Here is a 24,515-nt window from a genome sequence, read left to right on the forward strand (position 1 = left end):
CCCTTTTTCTTATTGTTTTTTCAGTCTTCCCCCACTGCATCCATGGCTTCCTTGATTTTGGCAGCCATGCCGTAGATCTTCTTCTTGGGCACGCCGCACACGGCCACCCGTACTCCCGCTGCCAGCGGCACACAGAAGATGTTGTCTTCATGGAGCTTGCTGCAGACGGCTTCCGGATCTTTCGCCGGAATGGACAGGAAGAATCCAGAAATGTACGGCAGCATCTTCAGCCCGCACTGCCGGGCTTCTTCCGTGAAAATATCTCCCCGTTCCTGGATCATGCTGTAATAATGGGCCCGTTCTTTCTGGATGGTATCCAAGAGTTCCGGATCGCTGTAAATGGTATCCAGGGTATCCATGGCACCTCGGTTGCAGTTGGACCAGCAGGCCCGGCTGGTGTACTTGTTGACGTTGATGAATTCCAGGATCTGTTTTTCATCGCTGGTGACCCCGATCAGGGCACCGCAGCGCTGTCCGTACATGGAAAAACTCTTGGACAGGCTGTAGGCAATGAGCCCAAAGATATTGCTGGGCAGATTGGACAGCTTCCGGAAGATCTTCCGGACCTCTTCCCGTTCCCCGGCATAATCGATGTATGCCACATCCAGGCAGAGGGCAGCGGACTTGTCCGTACCAGCCAGGACATCTTCCAGCATCTTCACCACATTCTCGATTTCCTCCGGAGTGAGACTGAACCCGGTGGGATTATGGGCCGGGGTATTGATGATCAAGAGGATCCGGTCCTGCTTGGCCAGGATTTCCCGGACTTTCTTTTCACAGCCAGCCAGGTTGAACTTATGGTCTGCCGTGACCATGGGATATGTATCCAGGTGACGGTCCATATCTTCACAGATTTGTTTGTAGGCCCCCCAGTACCATTCGGAAGTCAGGATGGTATCTCCGGATTCCGTATAGTTCCAAACCGCATGATGGATGGCCCCTGTACCGCCGGCAGTAGCAATAGCAGCCGTAAAGCCTTCCGGACGGGACTTGCAGAAGCAGGCGTTCTGCACCAGTTCCAGGTATTCCGGCAGACCCATGATGGGAGCGTATTGGAAATACTCTGCATCTTTCAGGCTCCGGTAGACCTTGCTGACGGTGGGCAGCACCACAAAGTTTTCATCATTGTCCAGGATGCAGCCGATGGTGGCATTGACCACGGATTCCGCTCCAATTTCACTGATCCTTTTTTGGGCGGCTTCACTGGCTCCAAAAATCCGGTCCTTTGACGTTTTGGTTTTCTTCTGTGCATGTGGTGCAACACAGCTGTTGATCATAATATAGGTCCTCCCCTCGGTAAAAAGCGAACGTTCCACAACAGGAAATAATCGTTGTACATTACATTATCTCATTATTAACGAAATCGGTCAATAACTCCGGACTATTTATCTTGATTTGGAACTTTTCATCGGCCCAGAAAGGAATTTTCCCTGAAAGACCAATGTTTTCCCCATTTCCCGGCTCTCCAAGCGCCCCTCCCGGGTCCAGGTACCCGGAAAAGCTGCCTCCCACTGCTGGAAAAAAGCCAAGAAACTGGGGTAGGAACCCTCTAAGACAACTTCTGCACCAATTTCTCCTGTCTTTCCGTTTTTGTCCAAAGGAAGCAGGCGCAGACACCGGATCTGACTGCAGTCAGCTGTACGGGCCAGGGCTTCCAGCCAGTGTTCCCGGGACTGGGGAGCTTCCAGTTCCTTCCCGTTCCCTGCCAGCTGTCGGGCAGCCTCCTGCGCCTCCTGAGGATTCCATTGCCGGGCAAAAGCTGCCAGGATCTGGAGCTGCTGCTGGATTTGCTGCTGCTGCCTGCAGCCTTCCTGGATCTTTCTCCCTAAGGGGAAAAGGACCCCGCTCCACAGCAGGAACAGGGCCAGGAAGATCCCTACAGGGCGGGCGCTCTTTCGGCACCCGTTCCAAAAGATTGTTTTTTTCTCAAGTTCCATGGTTTTCCCCTTTCCATTGCAGCCGGATGGTGAATTCTTCCGTTCCGGAAACTTCTTCCTGATGTTCCAGCCCCACACCGGCCGCCTGGGGCTGCTGTTGGAGACGCCGGACCAGCTGGAGTATGCTCTCCCGTTCCAGGCTCTTTCCTTCCAGAAGGAGTACCTGTCCCCCCTGCCCCTCTTCCTGTTCCACTCGGGTTATCCAGCAGCTGGAGGGAAAAGTGCGGCCCAAAAGGGGAAGCATTTCTCCCCAGGGCAGCTGCCGGTGCAGCAGTTCCGCCCGGTTCTTTTCCTGCCGTTTCTGCACTTTCTGGGCTTCCTGCTGTTCCCGCCAAAGCCGTTCCCAGCCGGCAGCCTGACGGAGCTGCTGCCGGCATTTTCCCAGGTTCCGTTCCACCAAGAAATGAGCGCCGGTCCCGGCCAGCCAGACCGCCAGGGAACAAGCCAACAGCCCTTTTCCCACCCGGGTCCAGCGCTCCGGATCCAGGAAACTGCTTCCCGAAGGAGAAGCATAACAAAAAGGCCCCTTTTCCTTACCAGGGAGGATGCTGCCCAAAGCGCTCCACAGTCCGAGAGAAAGGCGCTTCTTGTTCCCGTCTCTATAATAAGGAGCCCACTGGCAAAGAGGTTCCACCTCCAAACAGGCTGCCGGGCAGTCCCACAAGCTCTGGAGATGATCCAGCCAGGCCTGCTGTTCCTCCGGGGAGCCTCCGGCCAGAAAGACAGCAGAGGGCCCTTCCTGGAACCGTTCCCCTATGGCAGGACCGGCTTTTTCCCAAACTTGCTGGAAGAGGGATTCCCGGTCTTCAGTCCAAGCATCCCTCCCGGCCTCTCCTCTCTCCAGCCGGCAGGTCCCCAGCAGCCTGCCGGCTCCATACCAGGCTCCTTGGAGGGAATTCTCTGCCAGGACCAGCAGGAAAGGCGCTGCTGCTTCTTCCAGCCAGCGTCCCCAGGCCTGGGGAGCCGCTTCCAAACGCAGGAGCCGCCAGTCCATCCCTTCAGCCAGAGTCCTGCAGGTTTCCAAGATTTCCTCAGGGACGGCCCCGGCCAGAAGGGTTTCCGGATGGTCCGGAAAAGGAGAAAGGGCCAGCTGGAAAGTGCCGGGACCATAGGGGATCTGCTGGAGGATTTCCCAAGGAGCAGCCTCCTGCTGTTCCCGAAAGGACATCCCTGGCAGGGACAGTTCCTGGAAAGCCATCAAGTCCGGTTCCAAGGAAAAGACGGCCTCCCGTACCGTAATTCCCCGTTTGGCGCAGACCTCTCGGAGCCATAGGACCGCATCTTCGGTCTGCTGCCGTGCCAGCCCTTTCCGGATCCGGTCTGGCCAGCAAAGTTCCAGGAACCGCTCTACTTCCCAGTGCTCATCCTGCTGCCGGACCTGGACCAAGGTCACTTCTTCCTTTCCGATCTGGACGCCCAACAGCTGGGCTGGCCAAGGTGCCAATTTCCTCCGGAGCCAGCCACCGGCCTGTGCCAGTTTTCTCCAGCTAGGAAAGGATCCCCCTTCCAGCATCCCCAACATGGGCAGCAGATCCGTTTCCGGGAAGGATTCCATAGGCCCTGTCAATTCCAAGATCTGGAGCAGCAGTGCACAGCCGCAGAAAAAAGGAGCCAGGGGCACCGGTTCCCGCATTTTGGCCCGACGGTCTTCCCGGGCCCGGAGGCCCTTGGCCAACACAAAAGAAAGAGCCATTCCCATAGCCAGGAAAAAGCTCCTGAATCCCTGGACCGGTCCCAGCCAGAGGCCTAGGACGGCGGCCAGCTTCGGATCTCCCTCCCCCATCCCTCGGGGAGAAAGGCAGCGGATCAGCTGCAGGAAACCGCCCAAAAGGACCGCGCCGGCAAGACCAGGGAGCAGGGACTGCCCTTTAAGGACCCGTAGGACCAGGAACAGGATCCCCAGCGGGCAGAACAGGCCTTCATATAACTGGAGTTCTTCCATATCCAGCCAGGATAGGAGCAGCAGCAGTGACAAAGAGAGCCAGCGGACTCCCAATACCGGCAGCGTGCCTGGGAACCAAGCGGCCAGGAGAAACAGACAGCCTGTCAGCGCTTCCCACCAGAAAAGGGAAACGGGCAGTTTTTCTCCACAGTAACGGCAGCGGCCTCTCTGGCACAGATAACTGAAGAGGGGCACCAGATCCCGAGGTGCCAGGGGATGGCCGCAGGTTTCGCAGTGGGACCGGGGAAAGAGCACTGATCCGTCCCGTTGGAACCGGTCCGCGCAGAGGCACAGGAAACTGCCGGCACAGCAGCCCAGGATGAAGGAAAGCAAGTATTTCGCCATTTCCATCTGCTCCTTTCTATCCTTGGATGCTGGTCCGCAGCTGGATGGCCTCTCCCAGATGGAGAGCGGTGATTTCCTGGCTGCCGGCCAAGTCTGCGATGGTCCGAGCCACTTTGATGATCCGATCATGGCTCCGGGCACTGAGTCCCAGGTTCACGAAATATTTTTCCAACAGGGCTTCCGCCTGGGGTGTCAGCGGGCAGCATGCCTTCACTTCCCGGCGTCCCATGCTGGCATTGCAGAACAGATGGGTCCCTTTCAGCCGCTCCCGCTGGATCTGCCGGGCCGCCACCACCCGCTGCCGGATGGAGGCCGAACTTTCTTCCCGTTTCCGGCTTTTCATTTCCTGGTATTGGAGCCGGGGCACATGGATCTGGATATCGATCCGATCCAATAGAGGTCCGGAAATCTTTTTTTGATACCGGGCAATGTCTCCCGGCCGGCAAGTGCACTGGTGCAGCTGGTCTTCTTCTCCCCAGAAGCCGCAGGGGCAGGGATTTTGGGCCGCCACCAGGATGAACCGAGCTGGATAGGTCAGGGAAGCCTGGACCCGGCTGATGGTGACCATCCCATCTTCCAGCGGCTGCCGAAGCACTTCCAAAGCGCTCCGGGAAAACTCAGGGAGTTCATCCAGGAACAGGACCCCATGGTGGCTGAGGGTCACTTCTCCCGGCCGTGGGATGCTCCCTCCCCCGATCAGGGCGGATTGGGACACGGTGTGATGGGGACTGCGGAAAGGCCGTTCTGCCATGATGCCGTGACGGCCCTGGAGGAGACCGGAAATGCTGTAGATCTTCGTGACTTCCAGGGCCTCCTCTTCTGTCATGGGAGGCAGGATGGTGGGCAGCCTCCGGGCCAGCATGGTTTTCCCTGCGCCGGGTGCTCCCACCATCAAGCACATTGTGCCCTCCGGCAGCAGCAATCTCCAGTGCCCGTTTGGCCACTTTCTGCCCCTGGACATCGGCAAAATCCACCAATCCCTCCTGGGGTTTTTCCAATTCCAATATTTTCTTGGCCAGAGGCTGGAGGGGATGCCGTCCCTGGAAATGGTCGATGATTTCTCCCAGATTCCCAGCTGTATACACAGCGATGCCATCCACCAGCTCCCCTTCAGCCCGGTTGCCGGAGGGGATGAAGATGGCCGGCATCCCTTCCTCCCTGGCCCGGAGGATCATGGGAAGGATACCGTTCACCGGCCGCAGGGAACCATCCAAGGCCAGCTCTCCAGCAAAGACGGGCATGGGATCCGGCAGTGTGACATACTGTTTGGCAGCCAGGACTCCCATGGCGATGGGCAGATCCAGCCCGGCCCCATCTTTTTTTAGGTCTGCGGGAGCCAGGTTCACGGTGATATGGGTATCGGGGAACCGGAAACCGGAATTCTTCACTGCTGCTTTGACCCGTTCTCGGGCCTCTTTTACTGCCACATCCGGCAGGCCTACCATTTCAAAAGCCGGCATACCGTTGGTCACATCCACTTCTACCGTAACCATTTCTCCGTTGATGCCTCGGGTGGTCTCCCCCCAGGTCCGTGCATACATGGGATCAGCTCCTTTGTAGTGAATCATTCATCGTGTGTCGTTTGTCGTGGTTCGTTCATCGTGTCTCGTTTTGTTGGAAGCCAGCTGGGCCGGCTTCCTTCGGCAGTTGACCATTGATAATTAACAGATTTTATCTTTAAAAGCAATTCTTCAAATGATTCAGAGAAATTTCTCCATACAGATCTAAGATTTCAATGATATCGAACCGGCACCGGCAGCGGAATACCGGATGTTCCCGGAGATAACACCAGGCCGTTTTCCGCAGGCGGAGCTGCTTGGTCCGGGTCACTGCGGCTGCCGGACGGCCGAATTTCAGGCTGTGCCGGCTCTTCACTTCTACAAAAGCCACCACCCCCCGGTGCCGGGCCACAATATCCAATTCTCCCCAGGCACAGCTGTAGTTCCGGTCCAGGATCTCATAGCCCTGCCTTTCCAGATACCGGACCGCCCTGTCTTCTCCCCAGTTCCCGAACTGGCGGCGCTGGTGGACCATGCATATCACTCCTTTCATAGCTGTAGAGCCGCTCACGGCTCAGTCGGAAGTCTGAAGTCGGGAGTCCTTGGATAAATTTGCAAGCAAATTTTAGAATATGTATAACCGTTGGGCGAAATGAAATCTTTGAACACTTCCGATTCTGGTTCTACATAATCAGAAGGACCTGACATCAAGACAGGTCCTGTCCTGAGGCTTCAGACTTCTGACTCCCGACTGATGGCTGTTGCCCTGGCAACAGCCCCCTACTTCAGTTTCAGCAGTTTGTTTTCACTGACGGCGGGTTCTTTCAGCCCCATGGATTTCAGGGGTTCATAACTTCTCCGGTGCCAGGGACAGGGACCGCAGTCCAGGATGGCCTGGATGTGCTGGGCCGTTCCGTATCCTTTGTGCTGGGCAAAGCCGAACTGGGGATACTGGCTGTCCAGTTCCTGCATCAGATGATCCCTTGTCACTTTAGCAATGATGGAAGCTGCCGCCACCGCCGCACTTTTGCTGTCCCCATGGACCAGGTCCTCCACCGCCATCCCAGGGATTTCCAGAGGCATGGCATCGGTAATAGCCGCCTGGGGCCGTACCTTCAGGTGGGTCAGACAAAGAGTCATGGCCTTTTTCGCCGCCTGGTAGATATTCAGCCGGTCGATTTCCCGGGGCCCCAAGATGCTGACGGTCACACTCACTGCCTGTTCCAAGATTTCTTGATACAAAGTCTCCCGCCGGGCAGCCGTCACTTTTTTCGAATCGTTCAGCCCCGGCAGCCAGATGGTGTGGGGCAGGATCACTGCCGCCGTGACCAAGGGACCGGCCAAAGGGCCCCGGCCCGCTTCATCGCAGCCAGCTACCTGCTCCAGGCCTTTTTCCCAGAAGGCCCGTTCCAGATCCTGGAGACGGTCCAGCCTTTCCCGTTCTGCCGCCCGAGCCGCCTGTTTCCGTTCATAGGCTTCCAGCAGCTTCCGGACTCCAGCCCGGGAGTCCTGCCGCCAGACAGCCAGTTCTTCCGGAGCAGGGCCTGCCTTCAGCTTTTCCCGGATAGCCTGGATGCTTTCTCCCCGGGTCATGATTCTGCACTTTCCCCAGGGGCTTTTTCCAGGCTGAAGGCCCCCAGCTTCCCCATCTTGAAATCCCGGAGGATCATCTGGATGGTCTTGTTCAGGTCCAGGTTCCCGCCGGCCTTCAGACAGCCCCGGGCCCGGGCAATCTTTTCCTCCACGGTTTCTACCGTGTCTTCCGGTGCCAGTTCGATCCGGTAGCTGGCAGCCAGTTCCTGGGGATACAGCTTCACCAGCCGCTGGACCAGGATGTGGACGGCCGTTTCCTGATCGAAGACTTCTTCCCGGATGGCCCCAGTGACAGCCAGACAGAAACCGGTTTCCGGATTGTCGAATTTGGGCCAGAGGACCCCTGGCGTATCCAGCAGTTCCAGTCCCTTTCCCAGGATCACCCACTGGGGTCCCCTCGTCACCCCCGGCTTATTCTGGGCCGCAGCTTTGTTCTTTCCCAGGAGACGGTTGATCAGGGTGGATTTTCCCACATTGGGGATGCCTACGATCATCACCCGGATAGAACGGTTCCGGACCCCCTTCTTCCGCCATTTTTCCAGGGTAGGTTCTCCCGCTTTCTGGATGGCGCTGATGAGGGCTTTGATCCCTTTGCCCTTTTGGCAGTCCACTTCCAAGGCCGTGAAACTGTGTTTCTTGAAATAAGCCAGCCAGTCCCGGGTCCGGTCCGGATCGGCCATATCGGTTTTGTTCAGGACCACGATTTTCTGCTTGCTGCCGATCAGCTGCTGGAGCATAGGATTGGCACTGGATCGGGGAATCCGGGCATCCAAGAGTTCTACCACCACATCCACCAGTTTCAGGTTGGCTTCCATCATCCGTTTGGCCTTGGTCATGTGGCCGGGGAACCACTGGATATGGAATTTCTTTCCGCCGATTGTATTTTCCATGGAAACTTCCTTTCTATTAGAAAAACAGGCACGTCCGTGCCCGGTCTATTTGCATAGGCCCCATTATACCATGATTCCCCAAGAGAAGCGAATGATGGAAAAAGCAGGTCATTAATGGGAATTTGGTGCAGTAAAGGGGCTGTGAAAAAATGAAAGATCATTTTTTCACAGCCCCTTCTTTCACGGCAGCGCTCTTACTTGTCCCAAGGGCCAGAAGATGAAGCTGGCCTTGCCTTTCACCAGGCTCAGGTCCACGAAGCCCACATCCCGGAACCGGCTGTCTTCGGAGTTATTCCGGTTGTCCCCCATGACAAAGATATGGCCGGCAGGGACGGTGGTCTTAGGCAGGTTGGTATGGAAGGGTTCCCGGATGTAGCTTTCATCCAAGGCTTGCCCGTTCACATAGGTCTTCCCGTCCCGGATCTCGATGGTGTCTCCCCCTACGGCGATGACCCGTTTGATGAAGTCCCTGCGGGTATCGCTGGGATATTTGAACACGATGATCTCTCCCCGTTTGGGCTGGCGGGTGTAATAGACCAGTTTGTTCACCAGGAGCCGTTCCTGATCCTGGAGGGTGTTCATCATGGAAGGGCCGGAAACCATATAGGGTTCCACCAGGAAAGTGCGGATTCCGAAGGCCAGCACCACTGCCACGATGATGGAAATCAGCCAATCGCTGACGGTATCCTGCCAGGAGCCAGATTTCTTTTCTTCGCTCATGAATATCTCCTTCACAGAAAAAAGGCAGTTGCCGGAGCAACTGCCTCATTGATCCGATTACCGACGTTCTCTGATACGAGCGGCTTTACCGGTCAGTTTACGCAGATAGTACAGTTTTGCTCTGCGTACCACACCTCTGTGAGATACCACGATCTTTTCCAGACGCGGGGAATGCACAGGGAACATTCTTTCCACACCCACACCGGAAGCAATGCGGCGAACGGTGAACATTTCCCGGGAGCCAGCACCGCTCCGGGCAATGCAGACGCCTTCAAACAGCTGAACACGTTCACGGGTACCTTCGACAACCTTCACATAGACTTTCAGGGTATCGCCAGGACGGAATTCAGGAATGTCGGAACGCAGCTGTTCCTTTTCAATTGCTTCAATAACGTTCATTTATAATTTCCTCCTCAGAATCCAAGACGTTCATGTCTAGCCACGTGCTAACAGCGGACCGCCCGTTAATGCATACGCTGTATTATACCATACAGCCGGCTCTCGGTGCAACCAGAAAGTCAGGATTCCTGGCTTTTTCCGGCTGCCCGGGACTTCTCTTTTTCTTCTTCTTCCATGGCCAAGAACAGTTTCCCGTCCCCTTTCTGCCACTGCATGCTCCGCAGCAGCTCCGGGCGGTGGCGGAACGTAGCCCGCAGGCTTTCCTTCCGCCGCCACTGGCCGATTTTTGCGTGGTCTCCGGAGAGCAGGATCTCCGGTACGGTTTTGCCCTGATATTCCACAGGGCGGGTATACTGGGGATATTCCAGCAGGCTGTCCTGGAAAGAATCTTCTTCCGCACTCACCTGCTTGCCCAGTACGCCGGGGATGAATCGGGCCACGGCATCCATGATGCACAGGGCAGGCAGTTCACCTCCGGTAAGGACGAAATCCCCGATGGAAAGCCGGAGATCAGCTTCTTCAAGGATCCGTTCGTCAAAACCTTCATAATGGCCGCAGAGAAAGATCAGGTCCCTGCCACTCCGGGCCAGCCGGCAGACCCGATCCTGGCGGAGGGGTTCCCCCACCGGGGTCAGGGCAGCCACAAGGGCGTCGGGAGCCAATTTCCGGGCCCGGTCCAAGGCTGCCAAAAAGGTCTGGGGCTTCAGGACCATGCCGGCACCGCCGCCGCAGGTGGTATCGTCCACGCTCCGGTGCCGGTCCGTAGCATAGTCCCGAGGATCCACACAGTCTACTGTGAGCAGCCCTTCTTGGGCTGCCCGTCCCAGGATGCTCCAGGCGCTGGCACTCCTGATCATCTCCGGAAAGAGAGTGATAAAGACGAATTTCATATCAAATCCACTCCGGCAGGACGACCACGATCTGTTTCTTTTCCCAGTCGATATTCCGGATGTTGTCCGCAATGGCAGCCACCAGGATTTCTTCTCCCTGGGGCGGAGCAATGACGAACACATCGGTGGATCCCGGACTGATCACGTCCTTCAGGGTGCCCACAGGCTCCCCTTCCGGCGTAACTGCGGCAAAACCGATGATATCCCGGACATAGAACTGGCCTTCCGGCAGAGGGGGGAGTTCTTCCGGGCGCAGGACCAAAGTCCGTCCCCGGAGGGTTTCTGCATCGTCCATGGTGTCAATGCCCTCCACCTTCATCAGGTATACATTCTTGTGCTGGCGCAGGCTCACCACGTTGAATTCCCGGCCATTGTCCAGGGTGATCTTTTTCATTTTGGCGTACCGCTCCGGATGGTCCGTCTGCGGCATAATGCGAAATTCGCCCCGCACGCCATGCGGGGCGACAATTTTGCCAATCACGATATGCTGTTCCATAGGCTTACGCTCTGAATCCGACGACTTTGCCGTCTTCCACGACGATTTCCGCCCCCATGAGGGCTTCCAGGTCGCTGCCGATGGTAATCTCTACGGAACGTTCCAGTGTACCATGACCGACTTCACTGCCGATTTCCAGGTTTTCGGCCCGTTCCAGCTTGTCTTTCAGTTCCTGGAGAGCATGGCCCCGCTGGGCCTTTTCATACTCGATCTGCTCCTGGAGCCCCCGGACAGCTTCCGGACCGGCCGCGGACTGTTCATTCAGCGCCCGCTTGGCATTGAACTGGAACTGTTCGAAATCCAGTTCAGCAGCCTGGACCTGACGTTTCATATCTGCAATGATCTTGGCTTTCAGGTCTTCTGTGACCTTGGCCTTGATGACTACAGGCACCCGAACGATCATTTTATCCATGGTAACCACCTTTAATCGATATCAACGATGACTTTTACGTTTTCGCGGGTAGCAGCTGCTTTCATCACCAGACGGATGGCCTTGGCAATGCGGCCTTGCTTGCCGATCACTTTACCCATATCTTCAGGCGCCACGTGGAGTTTCAGGATCACGGAAGATCCGGTCCTTTCCTCCTCCACCTGGACCTCGGAGGGATTATTCACGATAGCCTTAGCAATCACTTCAACTATCTCTTTCATAGTCGTCCTCCTTATTTTGCTGCCTTTTCGCCAGCCAGTTTCGCCATCAGACCCTGTTTGCTGAACATGGAGCGGACCGTATCAGTCGGCTGTGCTCCCTTCTTCATCCAGGACAGAGCTTTTTCTTCATCGATGGTAACCACAGCAGGATCAACGGTAGAATCGTAAGTCCCTACGGTTTCGATGAAACGGCCGTCACGAGGAGCGCGTTCATCAGCGACCACGATACGGTAGAAAGGGCTCTTTTTGGCACCCATACGTTTCAGACGGATTTTAACTGCCACAACATTCACCTCCTTGCCAGATTGTTTTTATTGCATGAAAGGCAGTTTGAATCTGCCCTTCCGTGCATACTTGTTCATGCCCTGCATGGTCTTCATGAGCTTCTTGCTCTCTTCGAACTGCTTCAGCAGCCGGTTCACATCCTGGACCCTCTGGCCGCAGCCGGCTGCAATGCGTTTGCGCCGGGACCCGTTGATGATACGGGGATTCTGCCGTTCCTGAGGCGTCATGGAATAGATGATGGCTTCCAGACGGCGGACTTCCTTACCGTCCAGATCCACTCCTTCCAACTGCTTGGCAAATTTACCCATGCCAGGGATCATACTGAGAATGGATTCCAGGGACCCCAGTTTCTTGACCTGTTTCATCTGGTCCAGGAACATGTCCAGGGTAAATTCATTCTTCTTCAGGGATTCTGCCATTTTTTTTGCCGAATCCACATCGATGGCTTCCTGAGCCTTTTCGATCAGGGAGAGCACGTCCCCCATGCCCAGGATCCGGGAAGCCATCCGGTCAGGATAGAAGGGCTGGAGGGCATCCAGTTTTTCTCCCATCCCCACAAACTTCACCGGGCAGTTGGTCACTGCCTTTACGCTGAGTACGGCGCCTCCACGGGCGTCGCCATCCAGCTTGGTCACGATCAGCCCTGTGATACCCAGAGCTTTATTGAAGGAATCGGCCACCGTAACGGCGTCCTGACCGGTCATGGCATCCACCACCAGCAGGATTTCGTCCGGATCGACCGCAGCTTTCATGTCTTTCAGCTCATCCATCAGGGTTTCGTCCACATGGAGACGGCCGGCGGTATCGATGAGCACCGTATCGCACAGCAGGGCATTGGCCCGCTTCAGGGATTCTTTGGCGATTTCCACCGGAGAGACCTGGTCTCCCATGGAGAACACCGGCATGTCCAACTGTTTGCCGATAACTTCCAACTGGGTAATGGCGGCAGGACGGTACACGTCTCCGGCCACCATCAGTGGTTTCTTCCCATTTTTCCGCAGGTAGTTGGCTAGTTTGCCCACGGTAGTGGTCTTGCCGGCGCCCTGGAGCCCCACCAGCATGATCACAGTCGGCGGATTGGCTGCCGTGTTCAGCTTGCTCTGGGTGCCTCCCAAGAGCTCGATGAGCTCCTCATGGACGATTTTCACGATATATTGGCCGGGAGTGAGATTGGGGTCAACCTGCTGCCCCATGGCCCGCTCCTTGATCTTGGCGGTGAATTCTTTGACGACCTTGAAGTTCACATCCGCTTCCAGCAGGGCCAGCCGGACTTCTCGGAGGGTCTCTTTCAGATCCTGTTCGGAAACCGTCTTCTGTCCCCGCAGCTTCTGGATGGCCGCCGTCAGTTTGTCGGTTAAGATTTCAAAAGCCATAATTACCTGCTTTCGTCAATGATGCTTTTCAGGATGCCCTCCACCTTGCCTAGGCGAGGATCGGGGCTGTCACTGGAACGGCAGGCTTCCAGGAGCTTCACGGCCCCCCGCAGCCTGAACTGCCTTTCCTGGTCCTGGTGCAGCAGGTGGAGCTTGCTTTCATACTTTTCCAGGGTCTGTTCCACCCGGCGCAGCAAATCATAGACCGCCTGACGGCTGGTTTGGGTATTTTCCGCGATTTCCCCCAGTGAAAGGTCATCGTAAAAATACTGTTCCATGATTTTCTGCTGTTTGTCCGTGAGCAGCCCACCGTAGATGGCATAAAGCTGACCGAAACGGATCCTTTTTGCAAAGCCTTCATCCTGCATGAATATCACCGGGTGCTATTGTACTATAAAGAAAAATCCCTGTCAAGGATTTTTCCTTGACAGGTTCGTTTTTTCTTTCAGAACAAGCTTTCCTGTTCCGGTCCCTTCTTTTGGGGAGTTTTCCGTTCTTCGCTGGGTTTGGCCTTGGGAGAGAACAGATCCCGGTCCCCGTACAAGACCTTTTTCTGGACTTCCAGATCATCCTTTTCCCACCGGACCGCATGGCGGGTGTATTTCTTCAGCAAAGGAGACCGGGGATGCTTCTCTTTGTTCAGGTTCACCAGATCGTAGGCCTCCGTGATCATCCGACCCAGGACGGAATTGACCCCATTGGCCGTACTCTCCCGGACCCGTGCCTGGTATTCCGCATACAGCTCCGGATCTTCCTGGAGGAACAGGAACACCTGGTCCGTAATCTGCCGAGTAAACCGGGAGAGGAGTTTCTTCCCCAGTTTTTCCGTTTTCAGGTCGCTTGCCATGGTTCCCTCCTGTTACTTCTTCCGAGCCTGGAGCCGTGCCTTCATCCGCACAACCGCAGCCGTGATATCCTCCGCCCCCAGGATGGCACTGATCATAGCACAGCCGGCGGCGCCTTGGTCCATCACCTGATCCAGCTGAGCTTCATGGATGCCCCCGATGCCTACCACGGGAATCTGTACTGCCTGGATGATTTCCCGGAACCTGCCCGGAGCCAGCACCGAAGCATCTTTCTTGCTGCCAGTGGGATAGAGAGCCCCTACACCCAAGTAATCCGCCCCCTGGGCTTGTGCTTCCAGCGCCTCTTCCAGATTGTGGGCAGAAATGCCGATGATGGCCTCCTGTCCCAATACCGCCCGGGCTTTTTGGATGGCTTCATCCTCCTGGCCCAGATGGACCCCATCTGCTCCCAGGATCTTGGCCGCTTCCACATTGTCGTCCACTAGGAAGGGCACTTTGTACTTCCGGCAAAGGGCCTTCACCTTCTCTCCCTCTGCCAGGAGCTCTTCCATACCCAGTTCCTTTTCCCGAAGCTGGAGCAGAGTGACGCCAGCCCGGAGAGCTTCTTCCACGGCTTCATAAAAATCCCTGCCTCGGAGGCAGTGCCGGTCCGTCACCAAATACAGGCTTAAATCGAACTGCTTCATGGCATATCACTCCCAGCCGGCTTTCCGGTACAGATTTACAAAATGATGGATGGGACCGTGGCCATGGCCTACGGCCAAACCGTTCTGGATGCCCAAGGCCACATAGGCTTTGGCCTTTTCCACTGCTTCTGGCAGGGAGCAGCCTGCTGCCAGTTCCGCAGCCAGGGCGGAAGAAAGGCTGCAGCCGGTACCGTGGGTATTGGGGTTGGCGAACCGCTGGCCGGAGAACCATTTTCCCTGGAGCCAGCTGCCTTCTCCCGGATACAGCAGATAATCATCGGCGGTATCCGCCAGATGACCCCCTTTCAGGAGTACGGCCCGGGCTCCTTTTTGACAAATAGCGGCTGCTGCCTTTTCCATATCTTCCTGGCTGTGGATGGAAAGGCCGGACAGCACTTCCCCCTCCTGCATATTGGGAGTGATCAATGTAGCCAGGGGCAGCAGCTTTTCCTGCAGATCCTTCCGGGCGTCCTTTTCCAGGAGATAGCTTCCAGAAGTAGCCACCATCACCGGATCCACCACCAGTACTTTGGGGGCATACTGCTCCATTTTTCGGGCGATGGCCCGGATCAGGGCAGAATTGGACACCATTCCCACCTTCACCCCGTCCACCCGGATATCTTGGAATACCGCGTCGATCTGGGCTTCCACCACTTCCGGGTCGATGTTCTGGATGGCTGTGACCCCAGTGGTATTTTGGGCCGTCACGGCAGTGATTACGCTCATGCCGTAGCAGCCATGAGCGGCAAATGTCTTCAAGTCCGCCTGGATGCCGGCGCCGCCGGAAGAATCCGACCCGGCAATGGTCAACAGATGGAACATGTTTTTCTCCTTCTTTCTGAAAAAGGCTGCCGCCTGAGCGACAGCCTTTTTTCTTCCAATTATTTCAGTTTCTTCACCATTTCCACCACATGGTCCACGGTGAAGCCGAATTCTTTGTAGACGGTCTTACCGGGAGCAGAGGCACCGAACCGATCAATGCCCAGGACTCTGTCTTCGCTGCCGGTATACCGGGCCCAGCCGGTGCGTACCCCAGCTTCCAGGGCGATGGCAGGCACATCCTTGGGCAGGACTTTCTTCTTGTACGCGCTGCTCTGCTGTTCGAACACATCCCAGCTGGGCATGGAGACCACCTGGACACCGATGTGTTTTTCTTCCAAAGCTTTCTGGGCTTCCAGGGCCAGATGGACTTCGCTGCCGGTGGCAATAAGCACAGCCTTCAGCTTCTCTTTGGGAGAGGGGCTCAGCACATAGGCTCCTTTGGGAGCGCCTTTGGCGATGACTTTTTCATAGCCGTGGAGCACAGGCAATCCCTGACGGGTCAGGAGCAGGCAGGTTGGCTGCTTCCGGTTTTCGCAAGCAGCCTTCCAGGCCACTGCCGTTTCCAAGGCATCTGCCGGCCGGAATACGGAAACATTGGGGATCAGCCGCAGGCTCATGGCCTGTTCGATGGGTTCATGGGTGGGACCATCTTCCCCCACGAACACGCTGTCATGGGTATAGACGAACACGCTGCCGATGCCCATGAGGGCTGCCATCCGCACAGCCGGACGCATGAAATCGGCAAACACCAGGAAGGTGGCCCCAAAGGGCAGGATCCCGCCATGGAGGCAGAGGCCATTGACGATGCAGCCCATAGCATGCTCCCGGATCCCGAAATGGATGTTCCGGCCGGTCCGGTCATCAGCAGAGAAGAATCCCTTCCCCTTCATTTCCGTCTTGTTGGAAGGACCTAAGTCAGCACTGCCCCCGATGAGAGCCGGAATCTTGTCTGCCAGCAGCTGGAGCACCGTGCCGGAAGCTGCGCGGGTAGCCACACTGTCCGTGTCTTTAAAGGCGGCCAGCAGATCCTTCAGGTCCAGATCCATTTTTCCGTCGATCCGGTCTGCCAATTCCTGGGCCAGTTCCGGATAGGCCTTGGCATAATCTACCATCAGCTGGTTCCAGTCTCCTTCCTTTTTCTGGCACTGGGGCAGCTTGTCCGCAAAATGCTTCTTCACTTCTTCCGGCACCACGAAGGACTGGCTGCCGTCCCAGCCAGCGGCTTCCTTGGTCTTAGCCACATTTTCAGGTCCCAGGGGTTCCCCATGGGCACTGGCCATATCCTGCCGGGGGCTGCCGAAACCGATATGGGTCTTCACGATGATCAGGGAAGGTTTCCGGGTTTCTTTCTTGGCCGCTTCGATGGCTTTGGTCAGGGCTTCCACATCTTCGGAAGAAGCCACCCGGAGCACCTGCCAGCCATAGGCCTTGAACCGGGCGCCTACATCTTCCCGGAAGGCGATGTCCGTGCTGCCTTCGATAGTGATCTTATTGTCATCATAGAGGAAAATCAGTTTCCCCAGACCCAGAGTGCCTGCCAGAGAAGCGGCCTCAGATGCCACCCCTTCCATCTGGTCCCCGTCGGAAGTGATGCCGTAGGTATAGTGATCCACCACCTGGTAGCCTTCTTTATTGTAGCGGGCCGCCAGCATCTCTTCGGCCATAGCCAGCCCCACCGCCATGGCAAAGCCGTGGCCCAGAGGACCGGTTGACACATCCACCCCAGGAGTCACCCCATATTCGGGATGGCCCGGAGTTTTGCTGCCCCACTGCCGGAAATTCTTCAGATCTTCCAGGGACAGGTCATATCCGGCCACATGGAGCATGGCATAGAGCAGGGCGCTGCCATGGCCTGGAGACAGGACGAACCGGTCCCGGTTGAACCAGTTGGGATTTTCAGGATTGTATTTCATGAACCGGTCCCAGATGGTGTACATCAAAGGAGCCGTCCCCAGAGGCAGGCCCGGATGGCCGGAATTGGCCGCCTGCACTTCATCGATGGACAAAAAACGCAGGGTGTTGATGCTTTCAGTATCAATATTTTGCATGAAAATAATCCCTCCATACCGGATGTAAAAAAGTAGTATACACAGTCATTCATTCTGATTATAGGCCATTTGAGGGGGTAACGCAAGAGGGCTGCTGCCTATGCAGCGACACCCTTCACTGTCTCAGCAGCGCCACGCTCCCCAAGACGATGAGAAGCCCTCCTACCCAGGAATATAGGGTGAGGCTTTCTCCCCACAAAAGGGCCCCGGCCAGGATGTGGAACAGGATACCTGTGTACATCAGGAAATTCACCATAGTGGGATGGATGTGGGTGCAGCCCCAAGTCAGGCATACCTAGCCCAGCAGCGCCGACAAGGCCAGTTCCCCGATCCACCCCCATTCCCAGCCGGAAGGCAGGGTCCATTGGCCGGTGGCTCCCATGATCACCAGTCCGCCCAGGGTACTGTAAAGCTGGAAGTAAAAGACCAGCTCCGTCTGGGTATGGCCTCCGTTCTCCGTCATCTTCCCGATGCACACATAGGCACTGGCCGCAAAGAAGGCGGATAGGATCCCAAAGATGGCATACACATTGAAGGAATGGAAATTCCACACCTGGAGGACGATGGCCGCTCCCAGGGCAATCATCCCCAGCCAGGGGACTTCCCGTCCCTGGAGACGCCCTTTCAGGAAAACTGGGGACAGGAGGCACATGAAGAAAGCAGACAGCTGGGTAAGGATCTCCGCATCCCCCAGTGTCAGCCCATTGAGACAGTAGAAAAAGAACAGCAGGCAGACGCCCCCGAACAGTCCCCGGAGATGGAGCAGCCCCCGGTCTTTTCCGGAAAACACCGGCAGGGATTCCACCCGGGCCATGAAAGGCAGGAACAGCATACCCAACAGCCCCCGGAAGAAAGTGATCTCCCCGGTGCCCAGGTACAGCAGCTTTTTGGCCCCGATATCCATGGTGGTAAAGAATACGGCTGCCAGGATGGAAGCCAAGATGCCTTTTTTGGTGGTAGAAAAAGTCACGGATCCTTCCTCCTTGTGAAAACGATTCCCCCTCAGTTTACACAAAAACCGGACCTCCTGCAATGGCCAGGAGGTCCGTTGGATGCAAATCCTTTTTACTTTTTGGCAGCTTCTGCCTTTGCCTTGGCATCTGCCACGATCTTTTCTGCCAGTTTGGGCGGCACATCCTCATAGTGGTCGAATTTCATCTCGAAGGTCCCGGTCCCCTGGGTCAAGGCCCGGAGATCCACGGCGTAATCCAGGATTTCCGCATAGGGTACCTGGGCCTTCACCACAGCCCGGCCGTCTTCTGCGGACTGCATCCCCAGGATCCGGCCCCGTTTGCCGTTCAGGTCGGAAATGATGTCCCCCGTCATCCGTTCGTCGCAGTACACATCCAGGTTGTAATAGGGTTCCATAAGCACGGGTTTGGATTGTTCCGCAGCTTTCTGGAAAGCCATATGGGAAGCCACCTTGAAGGCCATTTCTGAAGAGTCCACCGTATGGTAGGACCCATCCAGCAGGGTGATTTTCAGATCCACCACAGGGTAGCCGGCCAGGATCCCGTGCTCCATGGATTCCTTCATGCCCTTTTCCACCGCTGGGATGTACTGGCGGGGCACGGCACCCCCGAAGATCTTGTCCACGAACTCGAAGCCGCTGCCCGGAGGCAGAGGTTCCATCTTGATGACCACATGGCCGTACTGGCCATGGCCGCCGGTCTGTTTCTTGTACTTGCCTTCTACTTCTGCAGACCCCCGGATGGTTTCCCGATATTCCACCATGGGCGGTTTCAGCACTGCATCCACGCCGAATTTCCGTTTCATCCGTTCCATAAGGATTTCCAGATGCTGATCTCCCATGCCGCTGATCAGGGTTTCCTTGGTCACCGGGTTCCGGCTGACGATGAAGGTAGGATCCTCGTCCATCAGTTTGCCCAGAGCTGCGGCGATTTTGTCTTCATCCCCCTTCTTCTTGGGAGAGATGGCCCGGCTGTACATGGGCAGCGGATATTCGATGGGCGCAAACTGCACCGGTTCCTCCTTGGCACTGAGGGTATCTCCGGTCATGGTGAACTGGAGGCGGGAAATGACCCCGATGTCCCCGGCCACGATCTGTTTCATGGGCAGAGGATTCTTGCCTCGAAGGGTGTTGATATTCCCCACTTTTTCCATTTCATCCCGGCTGGCATTGTATACAGTGCTGTCGGCCTTGATGATGCCGGAGAACACCCGGACAAAGCTCATCCGCCCCACGAAAGGATCGGAAGTGGTCTTGAACACAAGGGCAGCCAGCGGAGCATTGGAGTCCCGCCGTTCCACCTGACCGGTCTTCAGGTTGGTCACATGGTATTCGTTCAGGACAGCAGGGAAGGTGTAGTCCACAATGGCGGAGAGGGTCCGGCCCAGGCCGATGTTCTTGAAAGCAGAACCGCAGAGCACCGGGAAGATGATGCCCTGCCGGATGCCCTTCACCAGACAGTGCATCACTTCTTCATCGGAAATGGTCTCCCCTTCCAGATACCGTTCCATCACCTCATCATCGGCTTCCACCGCCGCTTCCACCATTTTGTCATGGGCATCCTGGACCCAGGCTTTCAGGTCTTCAGGGACTTCGATCTCGTCCGCTCCGTTCCCGTTGCCCTTATAGGCTTTTTGGTTGAACACATCGATGACCCCGCAGAAATCCTCTTCCTTCCCCAAAGGCAGTTCCAAGGGCAGGATCCGTTTGCCGATCTTGGCCCGGAGATTGTCCAGGATATTGTCGTAATCGGCGTTTTCCCGGTCCATCTTGTTCACAAAGATCAGCCGGGGCAGACCAGCTTCTTCCGCCAGTTTCCAGCACTGTTCCGTCCCGATCTGGACCCCGCTGGTGGCGCTGACCACGATCAATACGCTGTCTACGGCTCGAAAGGCCCCTTTGACTTCTGCCACAAAATCTGCAAAGCCTGGTGTATCGATGAAATTGATCTTCACATCCCGCCATTCCACGGGAGCCAGAGTAGCGCTCACGGAAACTCCCCGCTTGATTTCTTCCGGTTCGAAGTCCGTGGTGGTCTGCCCATCTTCCACCTTGCACATACGGCTGATGGCACCGCTGCGGTAGAGCAGTGCTTCTGTAAGGGAAGTGGTCCCTGCACCTCCATGCCCAACAATTGCCACGTTCCTGATTTTATCGCCTGTATACTCTTTCACTGTACAGCCCCCTTTATTCCGTAAGATGCGGGATTCCCGGCTGCCAGGAGCAGCCTTCCCAAGATTCTTGTCTGATGGTACTCTTTTTCGGGGAATAGGCACTGTTTTCCTGCTTTTAACAGAAAACTTTCGAAATTCCCACAAAATAAAAAGGAATGTGTAACGATAGATACACATTCCTTTACAGATGGTTTGCCATGCTTTGACAATCCTGCCGTCCTTTATGCATTCCGGTCCTTGTACCGATTGTACAACAGCAGTCCATAAGCCAAGATCACCAAGGTGGCCAGGATGGCCAGCCGGTCCATATGCTGCCGGAAATGGATGATGTCGTGGCCTACCACCACTTCCAAGGCTGTGGAAGGGAATTTTCCTACAAAAGTGGCAATGATGTAATCCCGGAGCTTCATCCGGCTGATGGCCCCCAAACAGGTGAGGATCCCAGAAGGGAAATAGGGCAAGGTCCGGGCCAGGGCCATGGCCACTAGGCCGTTGTCGCTGCTCATTTCATCCAGCCGCTGGAGATTGTTGCTCTTAGCGATGACTTTTTCCGCCGTGGACCGGAGAAAATACCGCATGATCAGAAAACTGAGGATGACCCCCACACTTTCCGCCGCCCAGGAAATCAAGATCCCCAAGGGTAGTCCGAACACCACCCCATTGGCGGTGGAAAGGAAGATCGACGGGAGACAGCCTGCTGCATTGATGAAAACATCCAGCAGGAAACTGATGGCCACCGCCCAAGGCCCGAAGGAACGGAGGAAGCCCACCGTTTCCTGGATATTCCCGCCTCTGGCCAGGTGGATGATCTGTGGATAGAAACCGGGATCCAGGAAATGGATCAGAGCCAGGACCCCTAGGAGGCCGGCAAACGCGATGATCTTAAAAGTCCCTTCCGAACCATGATCTTTGGTAGGGACCGGGGATTGTATAGGTGTTTCCATGATGTATGTGCTCCTTCTGACAGAATGGATGAGGGTTCGATTTGGATTTTCTTTATTATAATGTGCCATTGTTACAGAAATGAAAACTACCTGTAAATAGAGCTTAAAAAAACGAGGATGCTATTGTATGGACAGAAGCTTCTGACTGGATGGTGCTGCCCATGAGCCACCCTCCTACGCATTGAAGATCCGCTCGAACCGCTCATCGAACTGGGTAGTGGCGGCGGCCCGGATCACTTCCTGTTCCGTCTTAGGATCACTCATGGCCCACTGGGCTGCCTTCCGGGCTTCCAGCAGGGTGTCCGTGTCCCGAAGGATATCCGCAATGTACAGATCCGACAGCCCATGCTGCCGCAGTCCGAAGAACTGACCGGCCCCCCGGAGTTCCAGGTCTTTTTCCGCCAGGAGGAAGCCGTCGCTGCAGCTGCGCATGATCTGGAGCCGTTCCAAGGTCACTGGATTGGTGGAAGAAGTCAGCAGCACACAGTAGGACTGGGCGCTTCCCCGTCCCACCCGGCCCCGGAGCTGGTGCATCTGGGCCAAGCCGAACCGATCCGCCCCCTCGATGATCATCAGGGTAGCATTGGGCACGTTCACCCCCACTTCCACCACCGTGGTGGTAATCAGCACCTTGGTTTCATTCCGGGCAAAACTTTCCATCACCGCGTCCTTCTCTTCCGGTTTCAGCCGTCCGTGGAGCAGGCCGCAGGGAATCCCCCGGAGATAGGTGGAGGTCAATTCTTCATACAGGTCCGCAGCCGCCTTGGCATCCACCCCTTCGCTTTCTTCGATAAGGGGGCAGACCACATAGGCCTGGTGCCCTTCCTGGACCTGGTGGACCAAGCCCTTATACACCGCCCCCCGCTTATCTTCCGTATAGCACAGGGTCTGGACCGGTTTCCGACCCGGGGGCAGCCCCTTCATCAGGGACACATCCAGATCCCCATATACCGTAAGGGCCAGGGTCCGAGGGATGGGAGTGGCGGTCATGACCAGCACATGGGGCGCATAGGGACTCTTATCCTGGAGTTTCGCCCGCTGGGCCACCCCGAACCGATGCTGTTCATCGGTGATGGCCAAGGCCAGGGAATGGAACACCACCGCATCCTGGATCAGGGCATAGGTCCCCACCACCGCCTGGATGGAACCGTCCGCCAGGCCTTCCAGTACCTCCCGCCGGGCTTTGGCCGTCAGGCCCCCGGTCAAAAGCGCCGTCCGGATCCCCGCTGGTTCCAGTACCTTCTGCATTTCTTGGTAATGCTGCTCCGCCAGGATTTCTGTAGGAGCCATCAGACATCCCTGATACCCGTTTTCCACGGTTTTGGCCAAGGCCAGGAGAGCCAGGGCCGTTTTCCCAGATCCTACATCCCCTTGGACCAGCCGGTTCATGGGTTCCGGGCTCTGCATATCATCATCGATTTCCTGCCAGGCTTTTTTCTGGCTGTCCGTCAGGGAAAAACCCAGGAGTCCCCGGACCTTCCGGACCAGTTCTCCGCACCGGGCCATCTTGATGCCCCTGCTGTCCCGCTTGATTTCCACCCGATGATGGAGCAGCCCACACTGGAGGAAGAACAGTTCCTCAAAGATCAGCCGCTGCCGGGCTTTTTCCAAGAGTTCCGGACTTTTGGGAAAATGGATGTTTTCCAGGGCTTCCAGCCGGGGCAGGAAATGTCTGGCCTGGAGGATTTTCTCCGGCAGGCATTCCGGCAGTTCTTTCCGCGCCAAGGCCAAAGCCTGGCGCACCGCCCCCCGCACCTGATTCTGAGTCAAACTGCCGGTAAGGGCATAGGTGGGGAGGATGCCCGGGGCTTCCGCCTTTTCTTCCTTCACATGGGAGAGGCTGGCACTGGTGACGCTTTTGGCGGTACGGCCCAGGTTCACTTTCCCGATGACGAACACTTCATCCCCTGTATGATAGACCCGGGTCATATAGGTCTGGGCCCCGAACAGGACGATTTCCGCGAAGCCGGTGCCATCCCCCACGGTAATGGTGGCATATTTCATGTTCCGGGCACTCCTGCGGTTGTTCAGCCGCACGATGGTCCCTCGGAACAGCTGCATCTCCCCGGCTGTGGTCAGTTCGCTGATGGTCTTTATATGGGAATAGTCCAGATAGCAGCCTTGCCGGGGAAAATGGTTCAGCAGGTCACCGATGGTCACAACATTGATATTTTCAAATTCCTGGGCCTTTTTGGGCCCGATGCCTTTGAGTTTGGTTACTGGTTCCTGCCACCACATGGCTCTTTTCTCCTTTTCTCATGGTTTTCTACTTGCAATTATAATCCAATTTGTGTTAAAATAGCTACATTGAGTTTTAAAAATAACGCATTGCCTTATAACTTGAAGGAGGTGGGACCATGGCATGCATCTGTGAAATCTGCAACAAAGGTGAGCTGTCCGGCAACAACGTCAGCCATTCCAATAGACATGTAAAACGTTCTTGGAAACCTAACGTTCAAAAGGTCAAAGCGGTGGTAGACGGTGAAGTGAAGAGCATCAACGTGTGCACTCGCTGCTTACGTTCCGGCAAGGTAACCCGCGCCATCTAAGCTATAGGTTACAGCATAAAAAAGCTGACTGCTTCGGCAGTCAGCTTTTTTGTTGCTTTTTCCTACAGCTTCGCCCCGCAGAACGGGCAGAACGCCGCATTTTTGGGCAGAGCCGCCTTGCACTGGGGACAGATCCGCCGCTCCAGATAAGCCTGGGCCTTTTCTTCAAATAGGGACACGAACCGGTCCGTTTCCCGGTTCTGGGGTTTCAGGCTGTAGACTTCCATGCGCTTTTTATGGATGTCCACGATGACCTGGCACCCTTCTTCCAAAGCCTGTACGGCAAAAACGATCTCCTTCCGTTGGGGTTTGCCGAACAGAAAAGATTTTTCTTCAGAAACCAGGGAGCCATTCAGCAGCATCCCAGTATCATCCTGCTTTTCGATATCCACTTCCATCTCCCGGCAGACCTGGAGTCCCAGTTCCCAGGCAACCGCTGGAGTAAGATGATAGACCTGTTCCACGAAGCTGCCGCCGCTGCCGTTCACTTTCATAT

General features: G+C 56.1%; 26 protein-coding genes and 1 pseudogene. 1 reads left to right on the forward strand and 26 read right to left on the reverse strand.

All coding sequences use genetic code 11. From position 1 onward, the window contains the following. Positions 1-20: 20 nt before the first annotated feature. From BQ2657_RS11050 to recG, 25 genes and pseudogenes are all read right to left on the reverse strand, one after another. On the reverse strand, positions 21-1,277 hold the full coding sequence (locus BQ2657_RS11050; protein WP_075580657.1) for a pyridoxal phosphate-dependent aminotransferase: 1,257 nt from the start codon (positions 1,275-1,277) through the stop codon (positions 21-23). 108 nt (positions 1,278-1,385) lie between these two features. Next, the gene (locus BQ2657_RS11055) at positions 1,386-1,937 is read right to left on the reverse strand and encodes a hypothetical protein (protein ID WP_075580658.1); all 552 of its coding nucleotides are present in this window, start codon (positions 1,935-1,937) and stop codon (positions 1,386-1,388) included. Then, positions 1,927-4,224 carry a prepilin peptidase gene (locus tag BQ2657_RS11060; RefSeq protein ID WP_075580659.1) on the reverse strand — a complete coding sequence of 766 codons (2,298 nt, stop codon included), beginning with the start codon at positions 4,222-4,224 and terminating at the stop codon, positions 1,927-1,929. Before BQ2657_RS11060 ends, BQ2657_RS11055 begins: the two co-directional genes overlap by 11 nt. A 16-nt stretch (positions 4,225-4,240) precedes the next feature. Continuing rightward, positions 4,241-5,765: pseudogene (locus tag BQ2657_RS13335) on the reverse strand (YifB family Mg chelatase-like AAA ATPase). Positions 5,766-5,901: 136 nt separating this feature from the next. After that, positions 5,902-6,258 carry a YraN family protein gene (locus tag BQ2657_RS11070; protein ID WP_075580660.1) on the reverse strand — a complete coding sequence of 119 codons (357 nt, stop codon included), beginning with the start codon at positions 6,256-6,258 and terminating at the stop codon, positions 5,902-5,904. Between the two features lie 245 nt (positions 6,259-6,503). After that, positions 6,504-7,316: a ribonuclease HII gene (locus BQ2657_RS11075; protein ID WP_075580661.1), complete on the reverse strand. Its 813-nt coding sequence runs from the start codon at positions 7,314-7,316 to the stop codon at positions 6,504-6,506. Then, complete coding sequence (gene ylqF / locus BQ2657_RS11080; protein ID WP_075580662.1) at positions 7,313-8,206, reverse strand: ribosome biogenesis GTPase YlqF; 894 nt, start codon at positions 8,204-8,206, stop codon at positions 7,313-7,315. The genes BQ2657_RS11075 and ylqF overlap by 4 nt, the downstream gene beginning before the upstream one ends. A gap of 180 nt (positions 8,207-8,386) precedes the next feature. Next, on the reverse strand, positions 8,387-8,926 hold the full coding sequence (lepB, locus tag BQ2657_RS11085; RefSeq protein ID WP_075580663.1) for a signal peptidase I: 540 nt from the start codon (positions 8,924-8,926) through the stop codon (positions 8,387-8,389). 57 nt (positions 8,927-8,983) lie between these two features. Next, positions 8,984-9,325, reverse strand: a complete 342-nt coding sequence (rplS, locus tag BQ2657_RS11090) for a 50S ribosomal protein L19 (protein ID WP_075580664.1) — start codon at positions 9,323-9,325, stop codon at positions 8,984-8,986. A 119-nt stretch (positions 9,326-9,444) separates the two neighbouring features. Further along, complete coding sequence (gene trmD / locus BQ2657_RS11095; RefSeq protein ID WP_075580665.1) at positions 9,445-10,215, reverse strand: tRNA (guanosine(37)-N1)-methyltransferase TrmD; 771 nt, start codon at positions 10,213-10,215, stop codon at positions 9,445-9,447. A gap of 1 nt (position 10,216) precedes the next feature. Continuing rightward, positions 10,217-10,711, reverse strand: a complete 495-nt coding sequence (rimM, locus tag BQ2657_RS11100) for a ribosome maturation factor RimM (protein ID WP_075580666.1) — start codon at positions 10,709-10,711, stop codon at positions 10,217-10,219. Positions 10,712-10,715: 4 nt separating this feature from the next. Beyond that, positions 10,716-11,123, reverse strand: coding sequence for a YlqD family protein (locus tag BQ2657_RS11105; RefSeq protein WP_075580667.1), 408 nt, complete (start codon positions 11,121-11,123; stop codon positions 10,716-10,718). An 11-nt stretch (positions 11,124-11,134) separates the two neighbouring features. Continuing rightward, entirely contained in the window at positions 11,135-11,362 is a 228-nt protein-coding gene (locus BQ2657_RS11110; RefSeq protein ID WP_012937861.1) for a KH domain-containing protein, read from the reverse strand. 11 nt (positions 11,363-11,373) lie between these two features. Further along, entirely contained in the window at positions 11,374-11,646 is a 273-nt protein-coding gene (rpsP, locus tag BQ2657_RS11115) for a 30S ribosomal protein S16 (RefSeq protein WP_012937860.1), read from the reverse strand. 27 nt (positions 11,647-11,673) lie between these two features. Beyond that, the gene (gene ffh, locus BQ2657_RS11120; protein WP_075580668.1) at positions 11,674-13,020 is read right to left on the reverse strand and encodes a signal recognition particle protein; all 1,347 of its coding nucleotides are present in this window, start codon (positions 13,018-13,020) and stop codon (positions 11,674-11,676) included. A gap of 2 nt (positions 13,021-13,022) precedes the next feature. Beyond that, the gene (ylxM, locus tag BQ2657_RS11125; RefSeq protein WP_075580669.1) at positions 13,023-13,388 is read right to left on the reverse strand and encodes a YlxM family DNA-binding protein; all 366 of its coding nucleotides are present in this window, start codon (positions 13,386-13,388) and stop codon (positions 13,023-13,025) included. Positions 13,389-13,465: 77 nt separating this feature from the next. Beyond that, entirely contained in the window at positions 13,466-13,867 is a 402-nt protein-coding gene (locus BQ2657_RS11130) for a hypothetical protein (protein ID WP_075580670.1), read from the reverse strand. A 12-nt stretch (positions 13,868-13,879) separates the two neighbouring features. Continuing rightward, positions 13,880-14,512 carry a thiamine phosphate synthase gene (thiE, locus tag BQ2657_RS11135; RefSeq protein WP_075580671.1) on the reverse strand — a complete coding sequence of 211 codons (633 nt, stop codon included), beginning with the start codon at positions 14,510-14,512 and terminating at the stop codon, positions 13,880-13,882. Positions 14,513-14,518: 6 nt separating this feature from the next. Next, positions 14,519-15,334: a bifunctional hydroxymethylpyrimidine kinase/phosphomethylpyrimidine kinase gene (gene thiD / locus BQ2657_RS11140; protein WP_075580672.1), complete on the reverse strand. Its 816-nt coding sequence runs from the start codon at positions 15,332-15,334 to the stop codon at positions 14,519-14,521. A 59-nt stretch (positions 15,335-15,393) separates the two neighbouring features. After that, complete coding sequence (gene tkt, locus BQ2657_RS11145) at positions 15,394-17,382, reverse strand: transketolase (protein ID WP_075580673.1); 1,989 nt, start codon at positions 17,380-17,382, stop codon at positions 15,394-15,396. Between the two features lie 115 nt (positions 17,383-17,497). Continuing rightward, entirely contained in the window at positions 17,498-17,671 is a 174-nt protein-coding gene (locus BQ2657_RS13185) for an EamA family transporter (protein ID WP_261796542.1), read from the reverse strand. A gap of 6 nt (positions 17,672-17,677) precedes the next feature. Continuing rightward, complete coding sequence (locus tag BQ2657_RS11150) at positions 17,678-18,352, reverse strand: DMT family transporter (RefSeq protein WP_198524557.1); 675 nt, start codon at positions 18,350-18,352, stop codon at positions 17,678-17,680. A 95-nt stretch (positions 18,353-18,447) separates the two neighbouring features. Next, positions 18,448-20,526 carry an elongation factor G gene (gene fusA, locus BQ2657_RS11155; RefSeq protein WP_075580674.1) on the reverse strand — a complete coding sequence of 693 codons (2,079 nt, stop codon included), beginning with the start codon at positions 20,524-20,526 and terminating at the stop codon, positions 18,448-18,450. A gap of 221 nt (positions 20,527-20,747) precedes the next feature. Beyond that, positions 20,748-21,470 (reverse strand): TVP38/TMEM64 family protein, encoded by a 723-nt coding sequence (locus tag BQ2657_RS11160; RefSeq protein WP_075580675.1) that lies wholly within the window; start codon positions 21,468-21,470, stop codon positions 20,748-20,750. A gap of 174 nt (positions 21,471-21,644) precedes the next feature. Beyond that, positions 21,645-23,708 (reverse strand): ATP-dependent DNA helicase RecG, encoded by a 2,064-nt coding sequence (recG, locus tag BQ2657_RS11165; RefSeq protein ID WP_075580676.1) that lies wholly within the window; start codon positions 23,706-23,708, stop codon positions 21,645-21,647. A gap of 119 nt (positions 23,709-23,827) precedes the next feature. Between recG and rpmB the strand changes: the two genes are divergently transcribed. After that, positions 23,828-24,019: a 50S ribosomal protein L28 gene (gene rpmB / locus BQ2657_RS11170; protein WP_012937850.1), complete on the forward strand. Its 192-nt coding sequence runs from the start codon at positions 23,828-23,830 to the stop codon at positions 24,017-24,019. Positions 24,020-24,081: 62 nt separating this feature from the next. On the opposite strand, the gene BQ2657_RS11175 is transcribed toward rpmB, so the two are convergent. Further along, positions 24,082-24,513, reverse strand: coding sequence for a zinc-ribbon domain-containing protein (locus BQ2657_RS11175; RefSeq protein ID WP_075580677.1), 432 nt, complete (start codon positions 24,511-24,513; stop codon positions 24,082-24,084). Positions 24,514-24,515 lie beyond the last annotated feature (2 nt).

This window comes from Acidaminococcus massiliensis, from assembly GCF_900095825.1.
In the GTDB taxonomy this organism is placed as follows: Bacteria; Bacillota; Negativicutes; order Acidaminococcales; family Acidaminococcaceae; genus Acidaminococcus; species Acidaminococcus massiliensis.